Source organism: Sphingomonas endophytica, assembly GCF_001476895.1.
GTDB classification, from domain to species: Bacteria; Pseudomonadota; Alphaproteobacteria; order Sphingomonadales; family Sphingomonadaceae; genus Sphingomonas; species Sphingomonas endophytica_A.
The window spans coordinates 53810-79901 of the sequence record NZ_LDTB01000026.1 but is presented as its reverse complement, the minus strand read 5'-3'; the positions used below and the strand labels follow the sequence as shown (position 1 = coordinate 79901).

Genomic DNA, 26092 nt, shown 5'->3' with positions numbered 1-26092 from the left:
GATGTCTATGCAGGAGGTGCCGGATGGGGCGCCGGTGCCAGCTCGGTTTGTGCCCGCGCGTCGGAAGCGAAACAGGTGAATAACAAAGCCGTTGGAACTTGGGAGGCGGCGGACCGCGACAGGGCGGCGCCACGCCGTTTGTCGGCGCGATGGCCTTCGCTCTCCCTGTCGGCCTGGCTGCTGATCGCCGGCATCGTCGCGCTCGCCGCGCCGACGATGGCGACGGTGGCGCGATTCAGCTGGTCGACGGAGCAGGGTGGCCATGGCCCGCTCGTCCTCGCGACCGGGCTGTGGCTGATGTGGCGCGAGGTGCCCGCGGCGTTGCGGCTGCGCGAGGCGGGCAATCCGCTGCTCGCCGGCGGCTTCGTGGCGGTCTGCCTGCTCACCTACATCGTCGCGCACATCACCGGGATCATCGAGATCGAAGGGTTCGCGCTATACGGCGCGCTGCTCGGCGCGGGCTATGCGCTGTTCGGCGGCCCGATGCTGCGCGAATTGTGGTTCCCGCTCTTCTATCTCGGTTTCATCTTCCCGCCCCCCGATCAGTTGGTGGCGATCATCACCCAGCCGATCAAGATCGCGATATCCGAACAGGCGGTGAACCTGCTTCACGCCTTCGGCTACCCGATCGGCAGTTCGGGCGTGTCGATCCAGATCGCGCAGTACGATCTGCTGGTGGCGGCGGCCTGCGCCGGGCTGAACTCGATCATCAGCCTGACCGCGATCTGCCTGTTCTATATCTACGTCCGGCATCGTGCCAACTGGCGCTACGCGGGGCTGTTGGTGCTGACGATCATCCCGATCGCGGTGTTCGCCAATTTCATCCGGGTCATCCTGCTGATCCTCATCACCTATTACTTCGGTGATGCCGCCGCGCAGGGCTTTGCGCACGATTTCGCCGGGCTGGTCATGTTCCTGATCTCGGTCCTTACGATCTTCGCGCTGGACGGGCTGGCGACCCCGCTGCGCCGCGCATTGGGGAACGGCGATGACGACTGACCGGCACGATGGCGTGTGGCTGAACCGGCGGCAGGCCATTCTGGGCGGGGCCTTTCTGGCGACCGCGGGCGTGGCTGCGGCGCGCGTGCCGTCGCAGCACATCGACCTGCTCGGAAAGCGCAAGATGGAGGCGCTGATCCCCAACCGGATCGGGCAATGGAGCTTCTATTCCAAGAGCGGCCTGGTCGTGCCGCCGGCCGATCAATTATCCGACGCGCTCTATTCGCAGCTGCTGACCCGCGTCTATCTGTCGCCGGATGCCTTGCCGGTGATGCTGTTGATCGCGCAGAGCGCCGGACAGACCGGCGTGCTGCAGGTCCACCGTCCCGAATATTGCTATCCTGCCGGCGGCTTCACATTGTCGGGCCGGCGGATCCTGCCGGTCGCGCTGCCGGGCAGCACGCTCGACGCGACCTTTTTGTCGGCGCATGCCGACGATCGTACCGAGCAGATCCTGTACTGGACGCGTGTCGGTACCGATATGCCGACGACCTGGGCGCAGCAGCGCTGGTCGGTCGCCCGCGCCAACCTGAAAGGCGATATCCCGGACGCGGTGATGGTGCGCGTGTCGGCGCTCACCCCCGATCACGATGCCGGGATCGCGGCGCTGACCACCTTTACGCGCGCCTTGTTCGCGGCAGTGCCCGCGGATGTTCGGCGTGTGCTGGATATCGACGCGCGCTGACCCGATTTGGCGGTGGGGGGCGGCGGCGCGGTGCGCCCCGCCCGCCGCTATGCGCGCCTTTGCTTCAGGAGCGGCGTTGCAGGTCGATCGGCTTCAGCACGACGACGATGAACACGATATTGGCGACGATCAACGCCGCGGCGAGCAGGTCATGCCCTTCATTTCCCATATAGTTGGCCAGCGCGCAGATCCCCGCGCCCGCCATGTACGGGATCATCGAGTCCTGCCGTTCCTCGGACATTGATCGTTGCAGAAACAGGACGACGAGGCCGGCGAAAATGGCCAGCGTCACCCAATCGTAAACAGTTTCCATCCAAGATTCCCACTTTCCGGCCTGCGAGCACTACAGGATTTCTTCAGGCGGTGCTAGTAACGGTGCCATGCCGACCGATTGTGGGGGAAATGGAATGTTGAAGCGTGGTGCATTGCTCACGGTGACCGCCCTGGCGCTGGCCACCGCGGCATGCGATCGCAAGCCGACCGGGCAGACCGTCGCCGTTGTGAACGGTGACGAGATTTCGGCGGGGGAACTGAACGGCGAACTGCAGGCTGCGAACGTGCCGCCGAGCGCGGATCAGAAGCAGGCGCGCCAGCAGCTGCTGCAGCGGCTGATCGATCGCCGCCTGCTGGCCCAGGATGCGCGCAAGGACGGCGTCGATAAGTCGCCCGAATTCCTGAGCCGGCAGCGTCGCATGACCGACGAACTGCTGATCGCGATGAATGCGGAGCGGCAGGCGGGCAGTCAGAAGCTGCCCGATCAGGCGGCCGTGGATGCCTTTATCGCGAAATATCCGCAGGCGTTCGGGCAGCGCCAGATCCTGTCGCTGCAGCAGATCGCGATCGATCCGCCGTCCGACCCGAAGGTGCTGGCTCCGCTGGCCAACGCGCATTCGCTGGATGCGGTCGCCGCCGAACTGACGAAGCTCAAGATCCCGTTCGTGCGCACCACCGGCAAGGTCGATACCGCGCAGATCCCGCCGGAGGTGCTGAAGCGCATCTTCGCGCTGCCGCCGACCGAGCCGTTCGTTCTGCCGGCCAACGGCAAGCTGTTCGCCAACGTGATCATCGGGCGCGAATCGGTGTCGATGTCGCAGGAAGACATGCGCAAGGCAGCGATCGGCGCGATGCGTCAGGAAACCACGCAGAAGGATCTCGCGGGCGAGATCAAGCAGCTCCGCTCGACCGCCAAGATCGAGTATCAGCCGGGCTACGCCCCGGTCGCCGACAAGGCCGGCGCCGCGAAGAAGTGATCGATGGCGGGTGACGCGACGATCGTCGCGCCACCCGCACGCGGGCTGGCCGCCCGCCATGCCGGCGCAGGACGATGTGCTTCGCTCCGGCCTGGAAGGGCCGGTCATCGCCCTCCGCCGGTCGGATCGGGGCCTCGATCTACGATCGGCTCGCGCCGCAGGGTCTCAGGGTACCGGTCGTGATGGCGTTCAGGCGGACGCACGACAGCGTGGAGCAATATCCTACGCGGAAGCGCCCGTTTCCGCGCCGATCAAGACGGGAAGGCCGAATCGGTAGCGGGTGCGCGACCTCGGCGCCTTTGGGCGAGCACAAATTCCTCACGTCCCAGTGAACGCGAAAGTCGATCCAGCCGATCCGACACGTGCGCGGCGGCTCGCCTCAGGATGATGCGCGGCGGCGTTCCGATCCTCGGCACGGCGTCCGGCCGGCGAGCATGGCAACGATCCCGACAAGGGCCCCGGGCGTCCGCGCGGACGCCCGGCAGCCACCCTCACTTGTTGTAATAGTCGCTGTATCCCGCGCCATAGCCATAGCCATAGCTGTCGGAGAGCAGTCCGCCGTCGAAGCGATTGAGCACCACGCCCGCGCACGGCGCCTGATCCAGCACGTGCAACGCGTCCTGGATCTGCTTGCGCGTGGTCCTTCCTTCCTCGACGACCATGATGAAGGCGTCGAGCTTCGACGTCACGATCGTCGCATCGTCGTTGGCGAAGACCGGTGGAAGGTCGCAAAGGAACAGGCTGTGCGTCGGTTGCGCGCGCATCGCGGCGATGACGGCATCCATGCGCGATGACGACAGCAACTCGGCGGAGCGCGCCGGGGCATTGTCGGTCGGAAGGATCACCAGCCGTTCGCCCTCCGGATGAACGGCGACATCGCCGAGCGCCGGCACGGCGCCTTCCAGATAGTCGCGCATCCCGCCTTCGACGGTCAGCCCGAAATTGGTCGCGATCGATCCGCGCCGCAGGTCGAGGTCGACCAGTGTCGTCTCGATCCCCGGCGTCCGCGACAGCGCCGCGGCGAGGTTGGTGGCGACGAACGACTTGCCCACCGCCGGCCCTTGTGCCGATGCAGCTTCAGCAACCGGGAGCGCAGCATGTTGAACGGGCGGGAGCGCACGTCGCGGCTGTCGAAGCCATAGATGCCGCGCTGCTTGGCGGTGGCGGTCGACCAGTCGAACTGGCGCGCATCGGCGAGCACCGGCATCGCCGCGCCGCCCGACAGAGCGCTGGCGGTCATCGTCATCGGCATGTCGGTCATCACTGCGCCCCCTGGGTGGCGGAAGCGCCCCTGCGCGTACGGCGGCGCAGCGTCGGCAGGCGGAAGCGGCGGCGCGGCTTGGCACCGGGCGGCAGGTCGGGGGTGAAGGTCGGCACCAGCGCCAGCGCCTCAAGTCCCAGTGCCTGCAGCTGCCCGACGCCGCGTATCGGCCGCATCAGGAATTCCATCGCGAGCGCGAGGACAAGCCCCAGGCCAAGGCCCGCCCCGATCCCGCCCCCGATCAGCAGCAATTTGTTGGGCGACACCGGCTTGTCGGGCGAGGAGGGCGGATCGACCACGGTCAGCCGCTCACCCTTCTGCTCCTGCGCCATCCGCGCCGAATTCTGGGCACGCAGCACGTTGCCGGACACGTCGCGCAATTGTTCGCGAAGCCCGGCGGCACGCGCCTCGAGCTGCGAGACTTCCTCCAGCACGACCGGCGCCCGCGATTGCGCGGCCATCCCGGCGGCGGCGCGCGCCGCATCCTGCGCACGATATTGTTCGAGCTGGGCGATCTGCGCGTTGTTGGCCTGGATCTGCCCCTGGATCAGCGCCGAATCCTGCGACGGTCCCTGCGCCGCGGCGATTTCCTGCGCCTGCTTCAGCCGCTCCTTGGCGCGGACCACGTCCGGGTGGCTCTCGGCGAAGACCGCCCGCGCCGCGACCAGCGCCGACTCCGCCGCCGCGACGATCGGATCCTTGCCGCCGCCCTTGCGCGCCTGCGCCAGCAGGGCGCGATTCTCGCTCTGCAATTGTGCGATCTGCGCGCTGTAGCTGCCGGTGTTGGCGGGCATCACCATCCCGCTGCTGGCCAGTGCGCTGCCGTTGCGCGACTTGATCGACGTGATCTGGTTTTCGATCCGGTTGATCTCGTCGGTCAGCTTGCGTGACTGGTCCTGAAGGAAATCGACCGTGTTGTTGGCCCCTTCGGCCATGGTCGTCGCGTCGATCTCCAGGAAGCGGCTGACAAAGCTCTGCATGACCGCCTGCGCCTTGGCGGGGTCGTCGTAGCTGAAGCTCATCGTGAACGCGATCGTGCTCGTGCCGCCCGGCTGCGAGCCGCCGCCGGCACCGATGTCACCGCTGACCGCCTGCAACGAGGTCGATTCCTGCATCTTCTGCACGATCGACGACAGCGGCTTGGAGCGCCGCTCCTTCTCGTACAGATTGTTCTGTTCGATCAGCTCGATCAGGTCGCCGCGGCTGAGCACCTGCTCGCGGATCTTGGCGATCCGCTGGTCGATGATCGAGTTGATCGGCGAAGTGACGAGAGTCGAGGGCAATTCCTGCGACTCGACCAGCAACGTCGCCGACGAGCGATAGACGCGAGGCAACAGCAATGCCGTCGCGACGCCGGCGATCGACAGCAGCACGAACGGCACGATGACCAGCCATTTGCGCTGCCACAGGATGATCGGGATATAGCTGAGGAACCCACCGCCGCCGGTGGACTGTTCCTCGCCCATGTCTACGCTGTCACTCAACGGCGGTCGCCCAGTCTGGTACGGATGAAGAGTCGGAACGTGGTATCGGAAGGACGGTCCAGCCCGCCGCCGGTCGCCTGACGATAGGCCACCGATGCGCCGCCGAACACGCGTTGCGAAAAGCTGCGCTCATAGCTCAGGGTCGCACTGACGAAATCCACCGATGGCGGTTGCAGCGTCTGCGACGTCGCCGTCACGCGCGAATAGTCGATCGAGCCGCGCACGACGTCATTCTCGCGTACGCGGTACGAATAATCGAACGATCCGCCGTAGCGGCGGGAGATGTCGCCCAGCCCGGTCGCCTGCGCGTCGCTGGAGGCGCGCACGCATGCGGTGGAGCGGCCAGCGACGCGGCACCCGGAAAAGCTGCCCGACAGGCCGGTGACCTTGGTGGTGCCCTGGTCCGTCGTCGAGGAGATGAACACTGCGCCGGCCGCCAGCGTGAACCGGATCCGGTCGTTGAACTGATGGTTCAGCGTCGCCTGTGGCGAATAGGTCGAGCCCGAGAAGCCGGGGCGGCCGAAGTCGGTCCAGCTCGCCGATCCCTGAAGCCCGACGCTGGTGCGCTCCGACAGCGACCGGCTGTATCCGACCGATCCGCCCTTGGTGCGGGAGGAGGTGAGGGCGCCGACCGACTGGTCATAGTCGATCCGCGACAAGCGCACATCGGCATTGAACGTGTCGCGCGCGCTGGCCCGCCAGTCGGCGCCCAGCACGGAGACGAGGCTGCGCTGCCGCTGGTTGAGCCCGATCACGGCGATGTCGGGGGTGCCCAGATCGACGCCGGGCACCGGATTGACGACGCCGACATAGCCGAGGCCGCTCTGTCCGATGATCGAACTGTCATAGGCGACGTCGGCATGGCCGGTGAAGGTCGGGCTGAACTGCCGCCGTGCACGCGCCTCCACGCCATACGCCTCGGCGGCGGCGTAGCCACCGAAATAATCGGTGCGGTGGTAGCGGCCGATCAGCGACGCATCGCCGACCTCGTCACGGAACGTAAGCTCCGGCGATACCGACAGTTCGGTGAAGCCGCTGGACGTGTTGTCGCCCTGCACCAGGAACGGGTTGTTGGAATAGCCGGCACCGGCCTGCACGTCGACCGCCAGCCGCGTCGATTGCGCGGCTGCCTCGCCGCACGGCAGCGCGACCAGCGTGGCCGACAGCAGCATCGCGACCGGGTGGCGCATCGTGTTCAGCATCGCGCTCACGGGACGATGATCGTGTCGCCGCCGCGCACCAGCGGCAGGGTTTCGTTGCTGACGTCGGCGACCGAGCCCTTCATGATGTCGTTCAGCTTGACGCGGATCGCCTGGGTGCCGGCGGCCGTCTTGCGGATGATGACGACGTTGCCGAGCTGCGCGAACTCGGCGGGGCCGCCCGCGAAGCTCAGCGCCTCCAGCACGTTGACATAGCGACCCGGGTTGAAGGATCCCGGGCTGCGCACCTTGCCCAGCACGGAGAATTGCAGCCCCGCCGGGGTCTTCACCGACACCGTCACCTGCGGCACCGCCGTCCGATACTGCGACTCGAGGCCCTTGGTGATCCGCGCCTCGATCTCGCTGGGCAGCGCGTTCAGCGCATCGACGCGGCCGACCAGCGGGAACGCGAACGTGCCGTCCGGCAGCACGCGAACGGTTCGCTGCAGCCGCTCCTCGCCCCACACGAAGATGTCGAGTTCGTCGCCGGGGTTAATTCGATACGCGCCGAGCGCGGTCGCTGCAGCGGGCGCCGCGCCGCGCGGTGCCGCGGCGGGGGCGGCCTGTTGCGCCAATGCGGGCGTGGTCGCCACCAGCGACAGCGCTATCCCGCAGAAAAGCTTGGTCGTCATTCTTTCCCCCCAACCCCCGCCGCAGGCGCGATCACGCTTCTGCGCAGCGGTTCGTTCGATCGTTTGCCAGCCTGTCCCATATCGGGTAAAGCACGGTGCGTCAGGTGCCTTACAGCATTTTCCTTACGAATTGCGTACGAGATTGTTGGGGATGGGCAGCATTCTTGTGCGTTCGCTGAAGATGAGACGATCGGCCGCGACCGCGTTCGCGCTGCTGGCCTTGCTGGCGGGGTGCCGCGCGCCCGAGCAGCGCGCCGCCAAGTTCGCGGGCATGTACGAAGCCGCGATGGCGAACAACGACCCCTATACGGCGCGGCTCGCCATGCAGCGGGCGGTGTCGTACAAGGACGACAATCCCGACTACTGGCAGTCGCTGGCCGGCGTCGAGCTGGCGCTCGGCAATTATTCGGGCGCCTACAATGCCTATCTGCGCGCGCAGGAACTGGATCATTCCAACCCCACCGTGCTGCAGGCGCTGGCGGACCTGGCGGTGATCGGGGGGCATACGGAGGAGGCGCGCCGCTACGCCAAGCAGGTGCTGCTGCTGCAACCCTCTGACCCAGCGCCGCAGACGACGTTGGGGTTCGTGGCGCTGCGCGATCGCGATTATGGCGCCGCGCTGAAGCGGGCGGAGACGGTGCTGGGGCAGCGCCCGGACGATTCGAACGCCACGATCCTGAAAGCGCGCGCGCTGGCTGGCGAGGAGAAGCCGCAGGAGGCGCTGTCCCTGCTGCGCGACTATGTGGCGGGCCATCCTCGCGACGCGGCGGTGCTGGACGCGCTCGGCGACATCTCGGGGCGATTCGGTGACCTGAAGGGGCAGAAGGACGCGCAGCAGCACGAACTGGCCATGCGTCCGAAGGACAAGGCGCTGCGCGTCAACTATGCCCGGACGTTGTATCGACTGGGCGATCGCGCGGGCGGGCACGATCTGACCTATGCCATGGTCCGGAACGGTGAGCATGGCGGGCTGTTGATCGATATCCTGGCGCTGTGGCTCCGCTACGAACCCCGCGCCCGATCGCTGGCGGAGGTGCGCGAACTCGCGGCGGATGCACCGGTCGCGGACCGGATGCGCTACGCTTATTTCCTGATGCTGGCCGGTGCGCCTTCGGAGGCGGAGTCGTTGATCGCACCGCTCGTGACGCTGCCGGTCACCGCCGCCAATGCCTCGCCGCTGGCGTTGCTGGCGCAGACGCGCGCCGCGCAGGGCCGCAATGCCGAGGCATTGACGATGCTGGACGCGGTGCTGTCGTTCGATCAGGGCAATGTCGTGGCGCTGCGCGCGCGTACCGACCTCTATCTGCGCACCGGCCGCGGGCGGCAGGCGGTGTTCGATGCGCAGCGACTGGTGGCCAGCAAGCCGCGCGCGGTCGACGATCGCATTCGCCTGGCGCGGGCGTACCGGCTGGCTGGACAGCCACAGCTGGCGGAAAACACGTATCGGGCGGCGATCCAGGATATCGGTGGCGCGGATCCGCTGCTATTCGCCGACCTTCGGGGCTTTCTGGTGCAGGCCGGGCGCGGGGACGAGCTCGCCGATCTGCAGCAGCAATTTGTTGAGCAAAAGCGGGTAGCGCGGTCGCAGTGGTAACGCACGGCGCGCCGGGTGCGGCCGGAACGGGGCAGGTATAGTGGCGACGGCTTCGCGAACGATTCAGGGACGGCGCTTCACGTCGAACGTCATCCCGACGCTCGTGTTCCTGACGGATCTGCTGTGCCTGGTGGTCAGCGCGCCGGTCGCGGTGATCGGCTATGCGGTGGCCGTCGGTTCGGTGGTGGTGCCCGGCGTCCACACCGCCGCCTGCTTCATCGCCGGCATCGCCTTCTTCCTGATTCGACAGTCGCGGGGCGTATACACCCAGTCGTTCGTGGTCCTGCAATCCGGCGATACGGCGGTCGGGTTCGATTATCTGATGTCGGCCCTGCTCAGCAGCGCGATCGTCTGGCAATTTGGGTTGCTCGACCATTTTTCGCGCGGGTTGACGCTGGCCTATGTCGTCTCGGCGATCGGGTTGCTGATCGTCAGCCGGTTCGTCCTGCGCGCCAAGCTGCGCCGGCTGGCCGAGAGTGGGCGTATTCGCCAGCGCGTCGTCCTGTACGGTGCCGACAAGGATACCGTCGAGCGGACCTGTCGCATGCTCGACCTTCAGGCGCTGCCGCAATTGCTGCTGGTCGGCGTCGCGGACGATTATACGCGGCCGAGTGTCGCCGACACGGTTGGCGATCTGCCGTTCATCGGCGGCTTCCCCGAACTGCTGGGCATGGCGCGGGCCGGCGAGATCGATCAGGTGTTGATCGCACTGTCCGACATGACGCGCGAGCGCATCGACCTTATCATCGAGAAGCTCAGCGAGGTGGCGATCGACATTTCGCTGATCCCGCGCGAGGCGATCGCGCTGGCGCCCGACTATCGCGTCAATTTCGTCGGGTCGATCCCGGTGCTGACGCTCTGGCAGCGGCAGATGCGCGACGGCAACACGATCGTGAAGGATGTGGAGGACTATCTGGTCGCGGCGACCGCGCTGATCCTCCTGTCGCCGCTGCTGCTGGTCACCGCCCTGGCGATCAAGCTGACCAGTCGCGGGCCGATCATCTTCAAGCAGCCGCGCTTCGGCTTCAACAACCACGAGATCCTGGTGTGGAAATTCCGGTCGATGTACGTCGACCGGCAGGACGTGAGCGGCGCGGCGCGCACCACCAGGGGCGATCCGCGCGTCACGCCCGTCGGGCGGTTGATCCGCAAGCTGAGCATCGACGAGCTGCCGCAGCTTTGGAACGTCCTGCGCGGCGAGATGTCGATCGTCGGGCCGCGCCCGCACGCCACTCACATGAAGGTCGGCGACCATTATTATTTCGACGCGGTGAAGGGATATGCCGGGCGCCACCGGGTCAAGCCGGGGATCACCGGGCTGGCGCAGGTGCGCGGCCTGCGCGGCGAAATCCAGACGATCGAGCGTGCCAAGCGCCGCGTCGAGCTGGACCGCTATTACATCGATCACTGGTCGCTGACGCTCGACCTGCGCATCATGGTGGAAACGGTCGTCAATCTGCTGTTCGACAAGAATGCATATTGAATCGCCCGCGGCCGCGCCGCGTCGCGCCTTCATCGGCATCGGATTCGACCCGCTCGACACCGCCGCCGCTTCGCGATGGCTGTCCGATGTCACGGTCGGCGATCCGTATCGCTACGTCGTCACCCCCAATGTCGACCATCTCGTCCGGCTGGAGGCGCTGGGAGAGGGCGAGGCGCTGGGCCAGGAACTCCGCGCCGCCTATGACGAGGCGACGCTCGTGCTCTGCGACAGCCGCGTGCTGGCGCGACTCGCCCGGATTTACGGCGTTGCGCTGCCGCTCGCGCCGGGCAGCGACCTGACGGTGCGGTTGCTCCACGACGTGGCGAGGCCGGGCGACCGGATCGCGATCATCGGCGGCGATGCGGATCTGCTGGCGGGGTTGCGCGCGCGCTTTCCGCTGCTCGACTGGGTACAGCACGTGCCGCCCATGGGACTTCTTCGCAATGAACAAGCTCTGGCGGCGGCCGTGACGTTCGGGCGCGAGGCGCGCGCCCGTTTCCTCTTCATTGCGGTAGGATCACCGCAGCAGGAGTTGCTCGCGCGGCGGATCGCGCAGGCGGGGCGCGCGACGGGTTGTGCCTTGTGCATCGGCGCCTCGCTCGATTTCATCGTCGGGCGGCAAAGGCGTGCGCCCCGCATGGTGCAGCGACTCGGACTGGAATGGGCGCATCGGCTCGTTTCGCAGCCGGGGCGTCTCTGGCGTCGCTATCTCGTTGACGGGCCGCGCATCTTCCGGATGGCGCGCGCATGGCATCGCGGTCACGGTAAGCGGTGAACGATCGCTGGTCGCCCGGGATCGGTGATCCCACCGTGATTGGCTGGCTGACCGTGGTCGCCTACGTTGCGGCGGGGATTGCGTGTATAGTCACCGCGCGGCGCGGTCCGGCCTGCCCAGGATCCGAGTCGCGGGTACATGGCCTGTTCTGGGGCGGTGTCGCGGTGATGATGTTCGCGCTCGGCATCAACAAGCAGCTTGATCTGCAATCGCTTTTTACACAGGTGCTGCGCGACGCGGCCAGAAGCGAAGGCTGGTACGAACAGCGGAGGACGCTTCAGGCGTCGTTCATCTTCGCGGTTTTGGCGGCGGGCCTCGCGAGCGGAGCGGTTGCGTTACGCTACAGGGCCATGTTGCATCGCAGCATGGCTGCGGCAATACTTGGACTGATCTTTATCTATGGTTACGTTGTCGTGCGAGCGGCATCGTTCCACCACGTTGATCTTTTCATCCAATCGCAGATACTCGGAATTCGCTGGAACTGGATTCTGGAGATTGGCGGCATTGTTGTCGTGTTCGTTGCTGCGCTGCGGGCGGCACGCTCCCGACCGTTCAACATTTTTTAATCAGCTAACTCGCTAATTTCGCGGGCTTGTCTCAAATCGAGACCCAAATTGGCGATTTTGCGCCGCATCCAAACACGAAAAGCCGCGTTTCGCACCCATCGTACAGGGGAAGGCGCAGCCGTAATCCTGTACGTTAGCTTAGGTGAGCATTTTCAACGGGTAGCATCGATTTTACCGATGGTTTCCAAATCGTGAAGATGCCATAAGCGAATCAGTGGTGGGCGACCGACGGGATGCCTCCGCAACGGCGGGTCGCGCAGTGGTACGTGAAGGCACAACAGGGTTACGGGGAGTTTGGGCATGAAGAAGATTTTTGCAGCCGCGCTGGTCGCGGGAACGATGACCATGGCGTCGCCGGCGATGGCAGCGGCGCTGAACCTGTGCACGTCGGCGGCGCCGTGCACGATCAGCATGAACGGCACGGCGGATATCCAGAGCGGGATCTTCGGCAACACCTTCACCGGCGACGTCAACACCTACTCGGACTATTATTCGTTCGCGGTCCCGAGCAGCGGCGTGCTCGCGGGTCAGGTGTCGACGATCAGCGTGACGCTGGCGGCTGGCATCAAGCTGCTCGGCCTGTCGATCAACGGCGGCCCGGACGCGACGCCGGTCTACAACAGCGCGGACAACACCTATAAGGCGTCGATCCCGATGACGCAGTCGGGCGCCAACCCGCAGAGCCTGCGCGTCACCTATGGCGTCGTGCAGACCGGCTCGTACGTCGGCAACGTCTCCTGGACCCGCAACGCGGTGCCGGAACCGGCGACCTGGGCGCTGATGATCCTGGGCTTCGGCGTGGTCGGCTATGCGATGCGTCGCCGCCCGTCGGTTCGCATCGCGCAGGCGATCTGATCGCGCTGTCCCGCCCGGCGCATCGCGTCCGGGCGGGATCACGAATGAGCAAGACGGCGGTGTGCCCGGTCGGGCACGCCGCCGTTTTCATGTCCGGAAGGATGGTATCGCGCATCAGGTAGCGCGCGATTAGGAAATCCACGCTATGTGCACCACCTCGTGAGCCGGAGCCTGATCCTGTCCAACCCGTGTCCTGCCCGCCGCGCCGATTCGCCCATCGCGTCCGTCCGGGGTGTCGGGCGATGAGCGGCACGATCGGTTTCGTCCTTCTATCGCATCGCGAGCCGGAGCAGCTGCTCCGGCTCGTGCGGACGCTCAACCGGCTGTACGGCGATCCGCCGATCGCCTGTCATCACGATTTCGCGCAATGCGCGCTCGATGAAGCGGCCTTTCCCGGCAACGTCCGCTTCGTTCACCCCAGTGTCCGCACCGGTTGGGCGAAATGGTCGGTGGTGCGGGCCTTCCTGGCGGGCCTGCGGCTGCTGTACGATCATGCCGCGCCGGACTGGTTCATCCTGCTGAGCGGCGCGGATTATCCGATCCGCGATGCCGCGGCGGTGCGCGCCGACCTCGCGCGGCTGGACGCCGACGCGCTGATCGATTTTCGGCAGGTCGGCGACACGGTGGCGAGCGCGCGCGCGCGTTTCGGCCCGCGCAACCCGGAGCTGGATCAGTTCGAGTCGGACGGCAATCGCCGGCTGAAATGGAGCCATTACGAGGGCGCCGAGCTGTGGCTGCCGATCCTGCGCTTCAACGATGCCGGCCGGCGCGTGCGACCGGGGCGGTTCACGGTCCACCTGCCGTTCGCGACGCCCTTCTCGCCCTTCTCGAAGCAATTTCCCTGCTTCTATGGCGACCATTGGATCACCGGCAACGCGCGCGTGGCGCAATTGCTGCTCAACCCGACCGAGCAGCATCTGCGCGTCCAGAAGCATCTGACGATGCGGGCTATCCCGGAGGAATGCTATTACCAGACCGTGCTCTGCAACGAGCCCGGGCTGCGGCTGGTGCGCGACAACCATCGCTACGCGCAATGGAATGGCGGCGGCGCGCATCCGCAACTGCTGACCGAGGCGGACCTGCCGGCGATCTCGGCATCGAACGCGCATTTCGCGCGCAAGTTCGCGCATGGCGCCCCGGTGCTCGACCGCATCGACGCGATGCTGTTCGCCTGAGCGCATGGGCGGACGTCGCTGGCCGTGACGCTGCGTTACCTACTCGGGCTGCCGCCGACGCGACGCTATCATGTGCCGCCGGGGATGCGCGTCTATGCCGTCGGTGACGTCCACGGCCGCGCGGACCTGCTGCGCCCGTTGCTCGGATGGATCGGTGACGATCATGTGGCGCGGGGCGGCGACCCGCAGGTGCATGTCGTGTTCCTGGGCGACCTGATCGATCGCGGTCCGGGATCGGCGGCGGTGCTCGACATGCTGGTCGCGCAGCGGGATCTGGTCGGCACCCGCTATTTCCTGCGCGGCAATCACGAGGAAATGCTGCTGGCGATCCTGGCGGGCGACATGACCGTGGCGGGCGACTGGCTGGGACATGGCGGTGCCGAGACGCTGGAGAGCTACGGCATGGACCCGGCGCTCTACTGGCGTGATCCGGATGCTTTCCTGCCGGCGTTGCGCACCGCGATTCCGCCCGCGCATGTCGCCTTCATGGAGGCGATGCTCGATCAGGTGCGGATCGGCGACTATCTCTTCGTTCATGCCGGCATCCGCCCCGGCATTCCGCTCGAGGAACAGGCAGGGCGCGACCTGCGCTGGATTCGTGGCGGCTTCCTCGACAGCCGCGTCGACCATGGCGTGGTGGTGGTACACGGACACACGATCGTGACGACCCCGCAGTTCCGCCATAACCGCATCGGCATCGATACCGGCGCCTACCGCACTGGTCGCCTCACCGCGCTGGGGCTGGAGGACGATGCGCGCTGGACGCTGACCAGTCGGCTGGACCTGGCATGATGCCCTTTCGCAAGCACGCATCTGCGCCTAGCGCGGGCGGCATGATCGTCTTTTTCCTCGCGCGCGCCGACAACGGCGTCATCGGTGTCGACGGGCGGCTGCCGTGGCAGCTGCCCGCGGACCTGAAGCGCTTCAAGGCGCTGACGATGGGCAAGCCGCTGGTGATGGGGCGCAAGACCTTCGAGAGCTTCCCCGCGCCGTTGCCCGGCCGACGGCATATCGTGCTGACCCGCGACCGCGACTGGGCCGCGCCGGGTGCCGAGGCGGCGCACGAGCCCGGCGAAGCGCTTGCGCTCGCCGGCAATGGCGAGGTGGCGGTGATCGGCGGCGCGGAGGTCTTCGCGCTGTTCCTCGATCGTGCCGATCGCATCGAACTGACGGAGGTGCACGTGTCGCCGGAGGGCGATGCCATCGTCCCCGGCTTCAGCGGCTGGCGCGAGATCGCGCGCGAGTCGCATCCTGCCGAAGGCGATCGCCCGGCCCATGATTTCGTGACGCTGGTACGGTGATGGCGCAACGGCTAAGGGCGGGCGATGGAGCGGCTTGACGGCGGCTCGGCGGTGCCCGCGCATCTGGCGGGCGGGATCGTCGCGCTCGGCAATTTCGACGGTTTTCACCTGGGGCATCAGGCGGTGGTCGCGCGCGCGGTCGAACGGGCGCGCGCCGAGCGGCGCCCCGCGCTGGTCGCGACCTTCGATCCGCATCCCGTGCGCCACTTCCGTCCCGATGCCGAGCCGTTCCGTTTGACGACGCTGGACCAGCGCGCGCGGCTGTTCGCGCAGGCGGGGGCGGACGCGATGGTCGTCTTCCACTTCGACGCTGCGCTCGCCGCGCTGACCGCCGACGCCTTCGTCGCGGAGCGGCTGGTCGACGCGCTCCGCGTCGGCGGGGTGGTGACCGGTGAGGATTTCACCTTTGGCCATGCCAAAAGCGGCGACATCGCCACGCTGCGCCGCTCGGCGGAAGCCGCCGGATTTTCGGTCGATACGGTCGGCGCCGTGATGCTCGACGGCGAGCCGGTGTCCTCGACCCGCATCCGTGCCGCCCTGCGCGGCGGCGACATGCGCGGCGCGGCGCGGCTGCTGACCCGCCCCTACGCGATCCAGGGCGTGGTGCAGCATGGCGACAAGCTGGGCCGCACGATCGGCTATCCGACCGCCAACCTCGACATGGGGCCGTATCTGCGCCCCGCTTATGGCATCTACGCGGTGCGCGGGCGATTGAGCGACGGGCGCGTGCTGGACGGCGCGGCGAACCTGGGCATCCGCCCCACGTTCGACCCGCCCAAGGAATTGCTGGAGCCGCATTTCTTCGACTTCGCCGGCGACCTGTACGGTCAGCCGATCGAGGTCGAACTGATCGAGTGGCTGCGCCCGGAGGCGAAGTTCGACGGCCTCGACGCGCTGGTCGCGCAGATGGACAGGGATTGCGCGCGCGCCCGCGAGTTGCTGGCGCGCTGAGGGAACTATGGTTAAGGCGGGGGGACACATGGCCGACGCATCCGATACCGCGCGCGACTGGCGCGACACCGTCTTCCTGCCGAAGACCGACTTCCCGATGAAGGCGGGGCTCGCGCAGAAGGAGCCCGCGATCCTCGAACGCTGGACGCGGATCGGGCTGTACGACCGGCTGCGGCGCGAGCGGCAGGGGCGCGAGCGGTGGATCCTCCACGACGGCCCGCCGTACGCCAATGGCGACATCCACATGGGCCACGCGATGAACAAGGTGCTGAAGGACGTGATCGTCCGCAGCCGCACCCTGATGGGCTATGACGCGCCCTACGTGCCCGGCTGGGATTGCCACGGCCTGCCGATCGAATGGAAGGTCGAGGAGGCGTATCGCGCCAAGAAGCTCGACAAGGATCAGGTGCCGGTCGCGCAGTTCCGCGCGGAATGCCGCGCCTATGCCGAAAAATGGGTCGCGGTGCAGCGGCAGGAGTTCGAGCGGCTGGGCGTCATGGGCGACTGGGACGATCCCTATCTGACCATGCGTCACGAGGCCGAGGCGACGATCGCGGCCGAACTGCTGAAGTTCGCCGAGAGCGGGCAATTGTATCGCGGCGCCAAGCCGGTGATGTGGAGCCCGGTCGAGAAGACCGCGCTGGCCGAGGCCGAGGTCGAATACGAAGATATCGTCTCGACGCAGATCGACGTCGGATTCGAGGTGATCGACTGCCCGGAATATCCGGGGCTGGCGGGCACGCTGGCGGTGATCTGGACGACCACGCCGTGGACGATCCCGGTCAATCAGGCGCTCGCCTATGGATCGGCGATCGACTACCTCCAGTTCGAACATGACGGGCGGCGCTATCTGGTCGCCGAGCCGCTGATGCCCGCCTTCACCAAGCGGACCGGCATCAAAATGGGCAAGATCATCGCGCTCATCAAGGGGCCGGTGCTGGAGGGCGCGACCGCGCGCCACCCGATGCATCATCTGGGCGGTTTCTTCGCGACCCCGCGTCCGTTCCTGGAAGGCGAGTTCGTCACCACCGACGCCGGTACCGGCATGGTCCACATGGCCCCCGACCACGGCGAGGACGACTTCCTGCTTTGCAAGAAGCATGGCATCGACCCGGTGTTCGCGGTCGATGGCGGCGGCATGTACCGGGCCGACTGGGCATGGCTCGGCGGGCAGGGCAGCGTCATCAACAAGAAGTTCGTCGCCGCCGATGGCCCGATCTGCTCGGACCTGCGCGCGACCGGCAACCTGCTGTCGGCCAGCGACGATTTCGCGCACAGCTATCCGCATTCGTGGCGGTCGAAGGCGAAGGTGATCTTCCGCGCGACCCCGCAATGGTTCATCCCGATGGACCGAGGCGGAAAAGATGACCTGCCGGGGGCAGATCGTCCCGCGGAGGTCGGCGCGCCAAGCGCGCCGTCGGCCCCGAGCGCGGCGCCTGCGACCGGCAACGCCGCTTCCCTCCGCGAGATCGCGCTCGACGCCATCTCGCGCACGCAATGGGTTCCCGCCCGTGCCGAGAACCGCATCCGCGCGATGGTCGAGGGGCGGCCCGACTGGGTGATCAGCCGCCAGCGCGCCTGGGGCGTGCCGATCGCGCTCTACGTCCACCGCCAGTCCGGCCAGTATCTGAATGATCCGGCCGTCAACGCGCGCATCGTCGCGGCCTTCCGCGAGGGTGGTGCCGATGTCTGGTACACCGCCGAGCATCAGGCATTGCTCGGCGACCAGTACGCGCTCGCCGATTACGAGCCCGTCAACGACATCCTCGACGTGTGGTTCGACTCGGGCTCGACCCACGCTTTCGTCGTCGAGGCGCGTTACGGCGAGGGGACGCGCGCGAACCTGTATGTGGAGGGGTCGGACCAGCATCGCGGCTGGTTCCAGTCGTCGCTGCTGGAGAGCTGCGGCACGCGGGGACGCGCACCCTATGACGCGGTGCTGACGCACGGCTTCGCGCTCGACGGGCAGGGGCGCAAGATGTCCAAGTCGCTCGGCAACGTCGTCGATCCGCTCAAGGTGATCGGTGAGTCGGGCGCGGACATCCTGCGGCTGTGGGCGGTGTCGACCGACTATTTCGACGACGTGCGGATCGGCAAGGAGGTGCTGGCCACAGCGTCGGATGCGTATCGCAAGTTGCGGAACACCTTCCGCTATCTGCTCGGGGCGCTCGACGGGTTCACCGACGCGGAGCGGGTGCCGGTTGCCGAGATGCCGGAGCTGGAGCGCTACATGCTCCACCTGCTCCATACGCTCGACCGCGACCTGAAGGATGCGGCGGAGAGTTACGAGTTCAACCGCTACGTCCGCCGCCTGACCGACTTCTGCAACGAGGATCTGTCGGCGTTCTTCTTCGACGTGCGCAAGGACTCGCTCTATTGCGACGCCGCGAGCGACGTGAAGCGCCGCGCCTATCGCACGATGCTCGACGTGCTGTTCCACGCGCTCGTCCGCTATGCCGCGCCGGTGCTGGTCTTCACCGCCGAGGAGGTGTGGCAGGCCCGCTTCCCCGCCGACGACAGTTCGGTCCACCTGCTCGAATGGCCATCGCTGCCCGCGCAGGCGGGTGAGGACGTCGCGCAGCGCTGGCTGGCGATCCGTGCCTTGCGCGAGCGTGTGACCGAGGCGATCGAGCCATTGCGCCGGGAAAAGACGATCCGCTCCAGCCTGGAGGCGGAGGTGACCGTTCCCGAGCTGCCGCTCGACGCCGATGCGCTGGCCGAGCTGTTCATCGTCGCCAGGGTGTCCGACGCGCCGACCGTCGATGTGACCCGCACCGACTATCACAAGTGCGGCCGCTGCTGGCGGCATCTGCCCGATGTCGCCGCCGATGGCGATCTTTGCGGGCGCTGCGCCGACGTGACGGGGACGATCGCGTGATCCCGCGTGCCGGGATGCTGGTGGCGGCGATCGTGTTGGTCGTCGATCAGGCGGTGAAGTGGCTCGTCACCGGGCCGCTCCGGATCGACTTCCTCGGCGCCTACCGCACCTTGCTGCCGATCTTCGACCTGCGCTTCACCAAGAACGAGGGCGTGTCGCTGGGGCTGCTGCGCGCGGAAACCGACACGACGCGCTGGCTGCTGGTCGCCTTCACCGCCGCGATCGCCATCGCGGTGGCGGTGTGGATGTTCCGCGAGACGAAGCGCGGCGACCAGCTTGCGCTCGGGCTGGTGCTGGGCGGCGCGCTCGGCAATATCCTCGATCGGGTGCGGCTGGGCTATGTGGTCGATTTCGCCGATCTTCACTTCGGCGAATGGCGACCGTTCCTGGTGTTCAACGTCGCCGATGCCGCGATCACGATCGGCGTGCTGATTCTGCTGGTGCGCGCGCTGCTGATCCGCGACAAGCGCGACGAGATTTCGGAGAATGTCCATGCGTAAGTCTGTGGTGGTGGTGGCCGGGATGGCGGCGCTGGGGCTGCTCGGCGGCTGCGGCAAGCGCGGCTACGACCGTGCGCGCCCCGACGAATTCGCGGTCGCGCGCCAGCCTCCGCTCATCATTCCCCCCGATTTCGCGCTGGTTCCGCCGCAGCCGGGTGTCGCGCGCACGCAGGGCAACAATCCGCAGGCACAGGCGATCGACGCCCTGTTCGGCGGTCCGGCCGCGCGCAGCGCCGGTGAGGCGGGCGTCGTGGACGAAGCGGGCGGCGCGGGCGCGGCCACGCCGGGCATCCGTTCCGGTGCCGGCGATCCGCAGACCAACGTCATCGACAAGGGGCAGACGACCAGCGACATCGTCGCGGCACCGCAGGGCGACGGTCAGGATGCGCGCGCCGCTGCCGGTGGCACTACCACCGCTCCGGCGGCGCAGCCGACCCCGAAGCAGTAAGAGCACCGCCGCGCGCCCGGCCCGGCCGGCGCGCGGACGGATGACGCGCCACGCGCATTGCTCTACGCCGCTGGCATGATCGCGCATCTCAAGGGCATCCTTACCTCCACCGGCACCGACCATGCGGTGATCGACGTGCACGGCGTCGGCTATCTGGTCGGCGCTTCGGCGCGGACGCTCGCGGCGATCGGGCCGGTCGGCGAGGCGGCGACGCTGTTCACCGAAATGCTGGTGGCGGAGGATTTCATCCGCCTGGTCGGCTTCGCCAGTGCCGCCGAGCGGGACTGGTTCCGGCTGTTGACCGGCGTCCAGGGCGTCGGCGCGCGTGTCGCTCTGGCGATCCTCTCGGCGCTGGAGCCGGCGGATATCAGCCGCGCGGTGATGGCCCAGGACAAGGCGACCGTCGCGCGCGCCAATGGCGTCGGGCCGAAACTGGCCGAACGGATCGTCCGCGAGCTGAAGGACAAGGTCGGGGGCGTGGCGCTCGGCCCGGCGGCGGCCGCGCAGGTGGTGCCGGCCGGCGCGGGGGCCGATGCGGTGTCAGCGCTGCTCAACCTCGGCTTTCGCCCGGCGGAAGCCGCGAGCGCGGTCGCGGCGGCGGAAGAGGAACTGGGCGAGCGCGCATCGCTCGACGCGCTGGTCCGCCTCGCGCTGCGCAAGGCGGCGAAATAGGCGGGCGACCGACGCCACGCCCTCAGTCCCGTATCGAGGAACCGGCCGCGAACGCGGCTTTGCTATGTCCCCCGCGACGGCTTCGATGCCTTGCGTGAGCCACCCCCGTCATGCCGCACCGGTTCCGGCATCCACCACGCCGCCCACGCGCAAATCGTTGCTTTTGCGGAGCCATGGACCCCGGGTGTCGCCGGGGTGACGTCAGGAATGAGTCCGCCAAAGCGACGGTTGCGGAAGATCCTTGCAAGGAAGAACGATCGCAGCCGCCGTTTCCCACCCCGGCGCATGGCCGGGGCGCGGAAGGGCGATTACGACGCGCTGGCCGAGGCGCCGCCACGGCCGCGCCCGCGACCACCACGGCTGCGGCGCGCACCGCCGCCGCCCGCGCTGGCATTGGCATAATTGCGGCCCTGCGCCGAACCCGGCGTCGCGCGCGGCGCATGGCTGGCCTTGGGGCGCGCCGGTCCACGCGGGGCACGCGGGCGATCCTCGCGCGGCGCGGGATCGGCACCGATCGTCTTGACGCGCTGCGCCTTCAGAACATCGGCCTGACGGGTGAAGTCCTCGGGCAGCGGCGACACCGCGACCTTCTGGCGCGTCAGCTTTTCGATATCCTTCAGGTACGGCCGCTCGTCCTCCGCGCAGAAGGCGATCGCCTCGCCGCTGCGCCCCGCGCGCGCGGTCCGGCCGATGCGGTGGACATATTGCTCCGCGACGTTCGGCAGTTCGAAGTTGAAGACGTGGCTGACGCCCGACACGTCGATGCCGCGCGCGGCGATGTCGGTCGCGACCAGGATCGGCACCTCGCCCGACTTGAACAGCGCCAGCGCGCGCTCGCGCTGCGGCTGGCTCTTGTTACCGTGGATCGCGTTGGCGGCGATGCCGTTGCCAGCCAGCAGCTTCACGACGCGGTCCGCGCCATGCTTCGTGCGGGTGAACACCAACGCGCGGTCGATCGGCATCTGGCGCAGCAGGATCGTCAGCAGCGCCTGCTTCTCGGTCTGGTTGCAGAAGATCACCGACTGATCGACGCGCTCGGCGGTGGTCGACTGCGGCACCACGCTGACGGTCGCCGGATCGGTCAGGAACTGATCGGCGAGCTGGCGGATCGACGGCGGCATGGTGGCCGAGAAGAACAGCGACTGGCGCTTGCGCGGCAGCATCCGCACGATCTTCTTGAGCGCGTGGATGAAGCCCAGGTCGAGCATCTGGTCGGCCTCGTCGAGGACGAGGATCTCCAGCATCGACAGGTTCAGGAAGCCCTGCTCGACGCAATCGATCAGCCGGCCCGGCGTCGCCACCAGGATATCGACGCCGCGCGCGACGTCGTTGCGGTTCTTGTTGATGCTGGTCCCGCCGAACACGGTCGCGACCGACAGCTTGCTGAACTGCCCGTAGGCGCGCGCCGAATCGGCGATCTGGCTGGCCAGCTCACGCGTCGGGGCGAGGACGAGCATCCGGCAATGCGTCGGCAGCACCTTCTTGCCCGCCGACAGACGCTGGATCGACGGCAGCACGAAGGCGGCGGTCTTGCCGGTGCCGGTCTGCGCGATGCCCAGCAGGTCGCGGCCTTCCAGAAGCTGCGGGATCGAATCGCGCTGGATCGGGGTGGGTTCGGTATAGCCCTTGGCTTCGAGCGCGCGGACGAGCGGCTCGGCGAGGCCGAGAGTGGCGAATGACATGGATATGGTCCTAAACAAACAGGCCCACCGCGCAGCCGAAAGGCGCACGGGTGGCGGGGAAGATCGACACCCCGCGTGACTTGGGAAGCCCGTGAAAAACGACCGAGACGGAGCCGGGACCAATGGTCCGATCACGCTGCCGACGCCTCGATGACCGGCCATCTGGGCGATGGACAAACAAATGTCAAGGTGCCCGCTCTTGTCAGCGGCGGCGCAACCCGCGAAGGCGTCTGACGTTCGCACGCACGATGACCAGATTGTCCTTTTCTTCCCATCGCGATACGCCCGATGCGCCGGCCGTGGGCCGGTGGGATTGGGATATCGCGGCCGATCGTGTCACGTCGGATGCGGGGTTCGCGCGCCTGTACGGCGTCGATCCCGACCGGGCGGCCGCCGGCGCACCGATCGCCGATTTCTTTCAGGGGATCGCGCCGCAGGATCTGGCGCGCGTGCGCGAGGCGATCGCGCGCAGCATCGCCACCGGCGAGCCGTTCGACGAGGAGTATCGCGTCGTCGGAAGCGGCGGTCGCTGGCGCTGGCTGGCGGCGCAGGGCAGGATCGACCGCGACGCGACCGGACAAGCCACGCATCTGCCGGGTATCAGTTTCGATATCGACGCCCGCAAGCGCGCCGAGTTGCGGCTGTCGGCGCTGGTCGAACTGGGCGATCGGCTGCGTGATCCCGGCGATGCGGGCGATCTCGCGCTCGCCGCCGCGCTCGTGCTGGGGCGTGCGCTGGATGTCAGCCGGGCAGGTTACGGCACGGTCGATCCGGTCGCGGAGACGATCACCACCGAACGCGCCTTTTGCGCGGAGGGGATTGGCGCGCTGCCGTCGGTGCTGCATTTCCGCGATTACGGCAGCTATATCGAGGATCTGAAGCGCGGGGTGACGGTGGCGATCGCCGATGTCCGCGCGGACGAGCGGACGCGCGACACCGCCGAAGGGCTGAAGCGGCTGTCAGCGATGTCGTTCATCAACATGCCGGTGACCGAACGCGGCGGGTTCGTCGCGTTGCTGTATCTCAACCACGCCGAGCCGCGCGAATGGCTGGACGAGGAACTGGCGTTCGTGCGCGAGGTGGCGGAGCGGACCCGCGACGCGGTGGAACGCCGCCGCGCCGAACGCGAGCTCGCCGCATTGAACGAACGGCTGGAACAGGAAGTCGAGGCCCGCACCGCCGCGCTGATGACCGCCGAGGCGCAATTGCGTCAGGCGTACAAGATGGAAGCGGTCGGCCAGCTCACCGGCGGGCTGGCGCACGACTTCAACAATCTGCTGACCGGCATTTCCGGCGCGCTGGAAATGATGCAGGTCCGCGTCGCGCAGGGGCGGATCGGCGAGCTGGACCGCTATGTCACCGCCGCGCAGGGAGCGACGCGGCGCGCGGCGGCCCTGACGCATCGGTTGCTCGCCTTTTCTCGGCGCCAGACGCTCGATCCGCGTCCCACGGACGTCAACCGGCTGGTCGGCGGGATGCAGGAACTGATCCACCGCACGCTGGGACCGTCGATCACGCTGGAGGTGGTTCAGGCCGCCGGACTGTGGTCGGCGCTGGTCGATCCCAACCAGCTTGAGAACGCGCTGCTCAATCTGTGCATCAATGCGCGCGACGCAATGCCGGAGGGCGGGCGCGTCACGATCGAGACCGCCAACAAATGGCTCGACGAGCGCGCCGCGCGCCCGCGCGACCTGCCGCCCGGCCAATATCTGTCGCTGTGCGTCACCGACACGGGCACGGGCATGACGCCGGACGTGCAGGCGCGCGCGTTCGACCCCTTCTTCACCACCAAGCCGCTGGGCGAAGGGACGGGGCTGGGGTTGTCGATGATCTACGGTTTCGCGCGGCAATCGGGCGGGCAGGTGCGGATCTACAGCGAGTCGGGAGAGGGGACGACCGTCTGCATCTACCTGCCGCGTCACCACGGCGATGCGGCGCAGGAGGACGAGGCGACGCTGCCGCTCGATCAGGCGCAGCCGGCGCGCGGCACCCCGACGGTGCTGGTCGTCGACGACGAGCCGACCGTGCGGATGCTGGTGATCGAGGTGCTGGACGAACTCGGTTATACCACGATCGAGGCCGGCGACGGCACCGCCGCGGTGCGCATACTCGACAGCGGGGTGCGCCCCGATCTGCTGGTCACCGATGTCGGGTTGCCGGGCAAGATGAACGGGCGGCAGGTCGCCGACGCCGCGCTGGAGCGATTCCCCGACCTGCGGGTGCTGTTCATCACCGGCTATGCCGAGAATGCGGTGATCGGCAACGGCCAGCTCGAACCGCATATGGCGTTGCTGACCAAGCCGTTTTCGATGGAGGGGCTGGCCGGCAAGGTGCGCGCGCTGCTGGCGGAATAGCGGCGGCTCAGCCGATCTGCGCCAGGAAGGTGCCGACCTGCGCCTCGAATCCGGCCGCGATATCGGCGAGCCGGGTCGCCAGCGCGTGCATCGTCCCGGCGTCACGATCCGCTTCGTGCGCGCTGCCGACCACGTCGCCGACATGGGCATCCACCTGTGCGGCGGCGACGCTTGCCTCGCCGACATGCACGTCGATCGCCCGCGCGGCCTCGGCCTGTTCGCGCAACGCCGTCGAGACGCTGGCCGACAGCTCCTCCACCGCCGCCACCGCGCCGGTGATTCCCGTGAATCCGCTGGCGACGTCGGCGATCGCATCATGGATCTGCTCGACATGGCCGGCGATGCCGCCGGCGGCGGTCCGCGTCCGCTCGGCCAGCGTCTTCACCTCGCCGGCCACCGTTGCGAAGCCGCTTCCTGCGCTGCCGGCACGCGCCGCCTCCATCGCGGCGTTCAACGCCAGCATCGTCGTCTGTTGCGCGATCTCGTCGATCAACGTGCCGACCGCATGGATCGCCTCGGTCGCCGCGATCAGCGAGGCGATGCGCTCCGCGCTGCAGGATGTGCGGAGGACCGCTTCGCCCGTCGCCCGTTCGACGTCGGCCAGTCGCCGTTCGACCGCTTCCAGCGTGCCGACGAAGGCGGCGCTGCGCTGCGCGATTCCGTCGAGATTGCGGGCGGCCTGGCCGGCGGCGGCGGCGGCGTTGGTCGTGCGCGCGCCGATCGCGGCGGCGCGATCGGCGATCCGTCGCGATGCCGTGCCGACCTGGCGTGACACATCGCCCAGATCGCGCGTCAAGGCCTCACCCTCCTGCCGAAACGGCCCGACGGCACGCTCCAGCCGCAGTGCGCGGGCCAGCGTCGCGCGATGCGCCGCGCTGGTCCGTTCAGCGGCGATGTGGAGCAGCCGCGGCTGATCGACGATTCCCGCGAAGCGCCCGCCGCGTGTCAGGATCAATCCCTCCGCATTGGACACCGCCCGCCATGCGTCCAGCGCCTCGGTCGCCCCTGCGCCGACTTCGACCACCGGGCAGCGCGCCATCCGCGCCGCGACGTCCATCGACAGGCCGCGATTGCTCAGCAGCGCATGGCCGAACGGGCTGAACAGCAGCGAGCGCAGGTCGCGTTCCAGCAGCGCGCCGCACGGCTGGTCCCGTGCATCGACGATCGCGATCATCCGCACATCGGGCGCGCCCCGCAGAAGCGTGACCGCCTCCAGCAACGGCGCATCGATCGGCAGCAGGCTGGTGCTGTCGGTGATCCATCCGGCATGCACCAGGTCGCCCGCGGCGAACGCCCGTGGCGGCGTCGCCAGGGCCAGTCGTGGGATACGGTCGGCGATCATGTTTCC

General features: G+C 67.8%; 25 protein-coding genes. 17 read left to right on the top strand and 8 right to left on the bottom strand.

The features are described 5' to 3' along the window. The first annotated feature begins 138 nt into the window (after window positions 1-138). A complete protein-coding gene (xrtV, locus tag NS334_RS09050; protein ID WP_058755645.1) occupies window positions 139-999 on the top strand; it encodes an exosortase V in 861 nt (286 codons plus the stop codon). Beyond that, on the top strand, window positions 989-1684 hold the full coding sequence (gene epsI, locus NS334_RS09045) for an exosortase-associated protein EpsI, V-type (RefSeq protein ID WP_058755644.1): 696 nt from the start codon (window positions 989-991) through the stop codon (window positions 1682-1684). Before xrtV ends, epsI begins: the two co-directional genes overlap by 11 nt. Window positions 1685-1748: 64 nt before the next feature. Here epsI and NS334_RS09040 read toward each other — a convergent pair whose 3' ends face one another. Beyond that, complete coding sequence (locus NS334_RS09040) at window positions 1749-1997, bottom strand: XrtV sorting system accessory protein (RefSeq protein WP_058755643.1); 249 nt, start codon at window positions 1995-1997, stop codon at window positions 1749-1751. Window positions 1998-2091: 94 nt separating this feature from the next. Between NS334_RS09040 and NS334_RS09035 the strand changes: the two genes are divergently transcribed. After that, window positions 2092-2934 (top strand): SurA N-terminal domain-containing protein, encoded by an 843-nt coding sequence (locus tag NS334_RS09035; RefSeq protein ID WP_058755642.1) that lies wholly within the window; start codon window positions 2092-2094, stop codon window positions 2932-2934. 491 nt (window positions 2935-3425) lie between these two features. Here NS334_RS09035 and NS334_RS18615 read toward each other — a convergent pair whose 3' ends face one another. The 5 genes from NS334_RS18615 to NS334_RS09015 are packed head-to-tail and all read right to left on the bottom strand — an operon-like array spanning window position 3426 to window position 7510. Next, window positions 3426-3929 (bottom strand): CpsD/CapB family tyrosine-protein kinase, encoded by a 504-nt coding sequence (locus NS334_RS18615; protein WP_241491878.1) that lies wholly within the window; start codon window positions 3927-3929, stop codon window positions 3426-3428. Further along, entirely contained in the window at window positions 3866-4195 is a 330-nt protein-coding gene (locus NS334_RS19080) for a hypothetical protein (protein ID WP_241491874.1), read from the bottom strand. The genes NS334_RS18615 and NS334_RS19080 overlap by 64 nt, the downstream gene beginning before the upstream one ends. After that, entirely contained in the window at window positions 4195-5679 is a 1485-nt protein-coding gene (locus tag NS334_RS09025) for a GumC family protein (RefSeq protein ID WP_153002663.1), read from the bottom strand. The genes NS334_RS19080 and NS334_RS09025 overlap by 1 nt, the downstream gene beginning before the upstream one ends. Next, complete coding sequence (locus tag NS334_RS09020) at window positions 5676-6890, bottom strand: hypothetical protein (protein ID WP_058755639.1); 1215 nt, start codon at window positions 6888-6890, stop codon at window positions 5676-5678. Before NS334_RS09020 ends, NS334_RS09025 begins: the two co-directional genes overlap by 4 nt. After that, window positions 6887-7510 (bottom strand): polysaccharide biosynthesis/export family protein, encoded by a 624-nt coding sequence (locus NS334_RS09015; protein WP_058755638.1) that lies wholly within the window; start codon window positions 7508-7510, stop codon window positions 6887-6889. Before NS334_RS09015 ends, NS334_RS09020 begins: the two co-directional genes overlap by 4 nt. A gap of 181 nt (window positions 7511-7691) precedes the next feature. Here NS334_RS09015 and NS334_RS09010 point away from each other — a divergent pair, with 181 nt between their 5' ends. The 13 genes from NS334_RS09010 to ruvA all read left to right on the top strand — a co-directional run bounded on the left by NS334_RS09010 (window position 7692) and on the right by ruvA (window position 20708). Beyond that, window positions 7692-9104: a tetratricopeptide repeat protein gene (locus tag NS334_RS09010; RefSeq protein WP_153002662.1), complete on the top strand. Its 1413-nt coding sequence runs from the start codon at window positions 7692-7694 to the stop codon at window positions 9102-9104. A gap of 40 nt (window positions 9105-9144) precedes the next feature. Next, a complete protein-coding gene (locus NS334_RS09005) occupies window positions 9145-10587 on the top strand; it encodes an exopolysaccharide biosynthesis polyprenyl glycosylphosphotransferase (protein ID WP_083500355.1) in 1443 nt (480 codons plus the stop codon). After that, window positions 10577-11362: a WecB/TagA/CpsF family glycosyltransferase gene (locus NS334_RS09000; RefSeq protein ID WP_058755635.1), complete on the top strand. Its 786-nt coding sequence runs from the start codon at window positions 10577-10579 to the stop codon at window positions 11360-11362. Before NS334_RS09005 ends, NS334_RS09000 begins: the two co-directional genes overlap by 11 nt. Then, entirely contained in the window at window positions 11359-11928 is a 570-nt protein-coding gene (locus tag NS334_RS08995; RefSeq protein WP_153002661.1) for a hypothetical protein, read from the top strand. The genes NS334_RS09000 and NS334_RS08995 overlap by 4 nt, the downstream gene beginning before the upstream one ends. 300 nt (window positions 11929-12228) lie before the next feature. Then, on the top strand, window positions 12229-12783 hold the full coding sequence (locus NS334_RS08990; RefSeq protein ID WP_058755633.1) for an FxDxF family PEP-CTERM protein: 555 nt from the start codon (window positions 12229-12231) through the stop codon (window positions 12781-12783). 242 nt (window positions 12784-13025) lie between these two features. Further along, window positions 13026-13958, top strand: coding sequence for a beta-1,6-N-acetylglucosaminyltransferase (locus NS334_RS08985; protein ID WP_058755632.1), 933 nt, complete (start codon window positions 13026-13028; stop codon window positions 13956-13958). A gap of 24 nt (window positions 13959-13982) precedes the next feature. Then, on the top strand, window positions 13983-14750 hold the full coding sequence (locus NS334_RS08980) for a metallophosphoesterase (RefSeq protein WP_241491873.1): 768 nt from the start codon (window positions 13983-13985) through the stop codon (window positions 14748-14750). A gap of 41 nt (window positions 14751-14791) precedes the next feature. Next, a complete protein-coding gene (locus NS334_RS08975) occupies window positions 14792-15259 on the top strand; it encodes a dihydrofolate reductase (protein ID WP_058755630.1) in 468 nt (155 codons plus the stop codon). A gap of 24 nt (window positions 15260-15283) precedes the next feature. Further along, complete coding sequence (locus NS334_RS08970) at window positions 15284-16210, top strand: bifunctional riboflavin kinase/FAD synthetase (RefSeq protein ID WP_058755629.1); 927 nt, start codon at window positions 15284-15286, stop codon at window positions 16208-16210. A 28-nt stretch (window positions 16211-16238) separates the two neighbouring features. Further along, on the top strand, window positions 16239-19088 hold the full coding sequence (gene ileS / locus NS334_RS08965) for an isoleucine--tRNA ligase (protein WP_058755628.1): 2850 nt from the start codon (window positions 16239-16241) through the stop codon (window positions 19086-19088). 14 nt (window positions 19089-19102) lie between these two features. Then, complete coding sequence (lspA, locus tag NS334_RS08960) at window positions 19103-19588, top strand: signal peptidase II (protein WP_058755665.1); 486 nt, start codon at window positions 19103-19105, stop codon at window positions 19586-19588. Continuing rightward, window positions 19581-20036 carry a DUF3035 domain-containing protein gene (locus tag NS334_RS08955; RefSeq protein WP_058755627.1) on the top strand — a complete coding sequence of 152 codons (456 nt, stop codon included), beginning with the start codon at window positions 19581-19583 and terminating at the stop codon, window positions 20034-20036. Before lspA ends, NS334_RS08955 begins: the two co-directional genes overlap by 8 nt. Window positions 20037-20111: 75 nt before the next feature. Continuing rightward, complete coding sequence (ruvA, locus tag NS334_RS08950; RefSeq protein ID WP_058755626.1) at window positions 20112-20708, top strand: Holliday junction branch migration protein RuvA; 597 nt, start codon at window positions 20112-20114, stop codon at window positions 20706-20708. Between the two features lie 308 nt (window positions 20709-21016). Here the strand turns inward: ruvA and NS334_RS08945 are convergent, their stop codons facing one another. Beyond that, complete coding sequence (locus NS334_RS08945; RefSeq protein WP_058755625.1) at window positions 21017-22390, bottom strand: DEAD/DEAH box helicase; 1374 nt, start codon at window positions 22388-22390, stop codon at window positions 21017-21019. A 248-nt stretch (window positions 22391-22638) separates the two neighbouring features. Between NS334_RS08945 and NS334_RS08940 the strand changes: the two genes are divergently transcribed. Further along, window positions 22639-24744 carry an ATP-binding protein gene (locus tag NS334_RS08940; RefSeq protein WP_058755624.1) on the top strand — a complete coding sequence of 702 codons (2106 nt, stop codon included), beginning with the start codon at window positions 22639-22641 and terminating at the stop codon, window positions 24742-24744. 7 nt (window positions 24745-24751) lie between these two features. On the opposite strand, the gene NS334_RS08935 is transcribed toward NS334_RS08940, so the two are convergent. Further along, window positions 24752-26086: a methyl-accepting chemotaxis protein gene (locus NS334_RS08935; protein ID WP_058755623.1), complete on the bottom strand. Its 1335-nt coding sequence runs from the start codon at window positions 26084-26086 to the stop codon at window positions 24752-24754. Window positions 26087-26092: the final 6 nt, after the last annotated feature.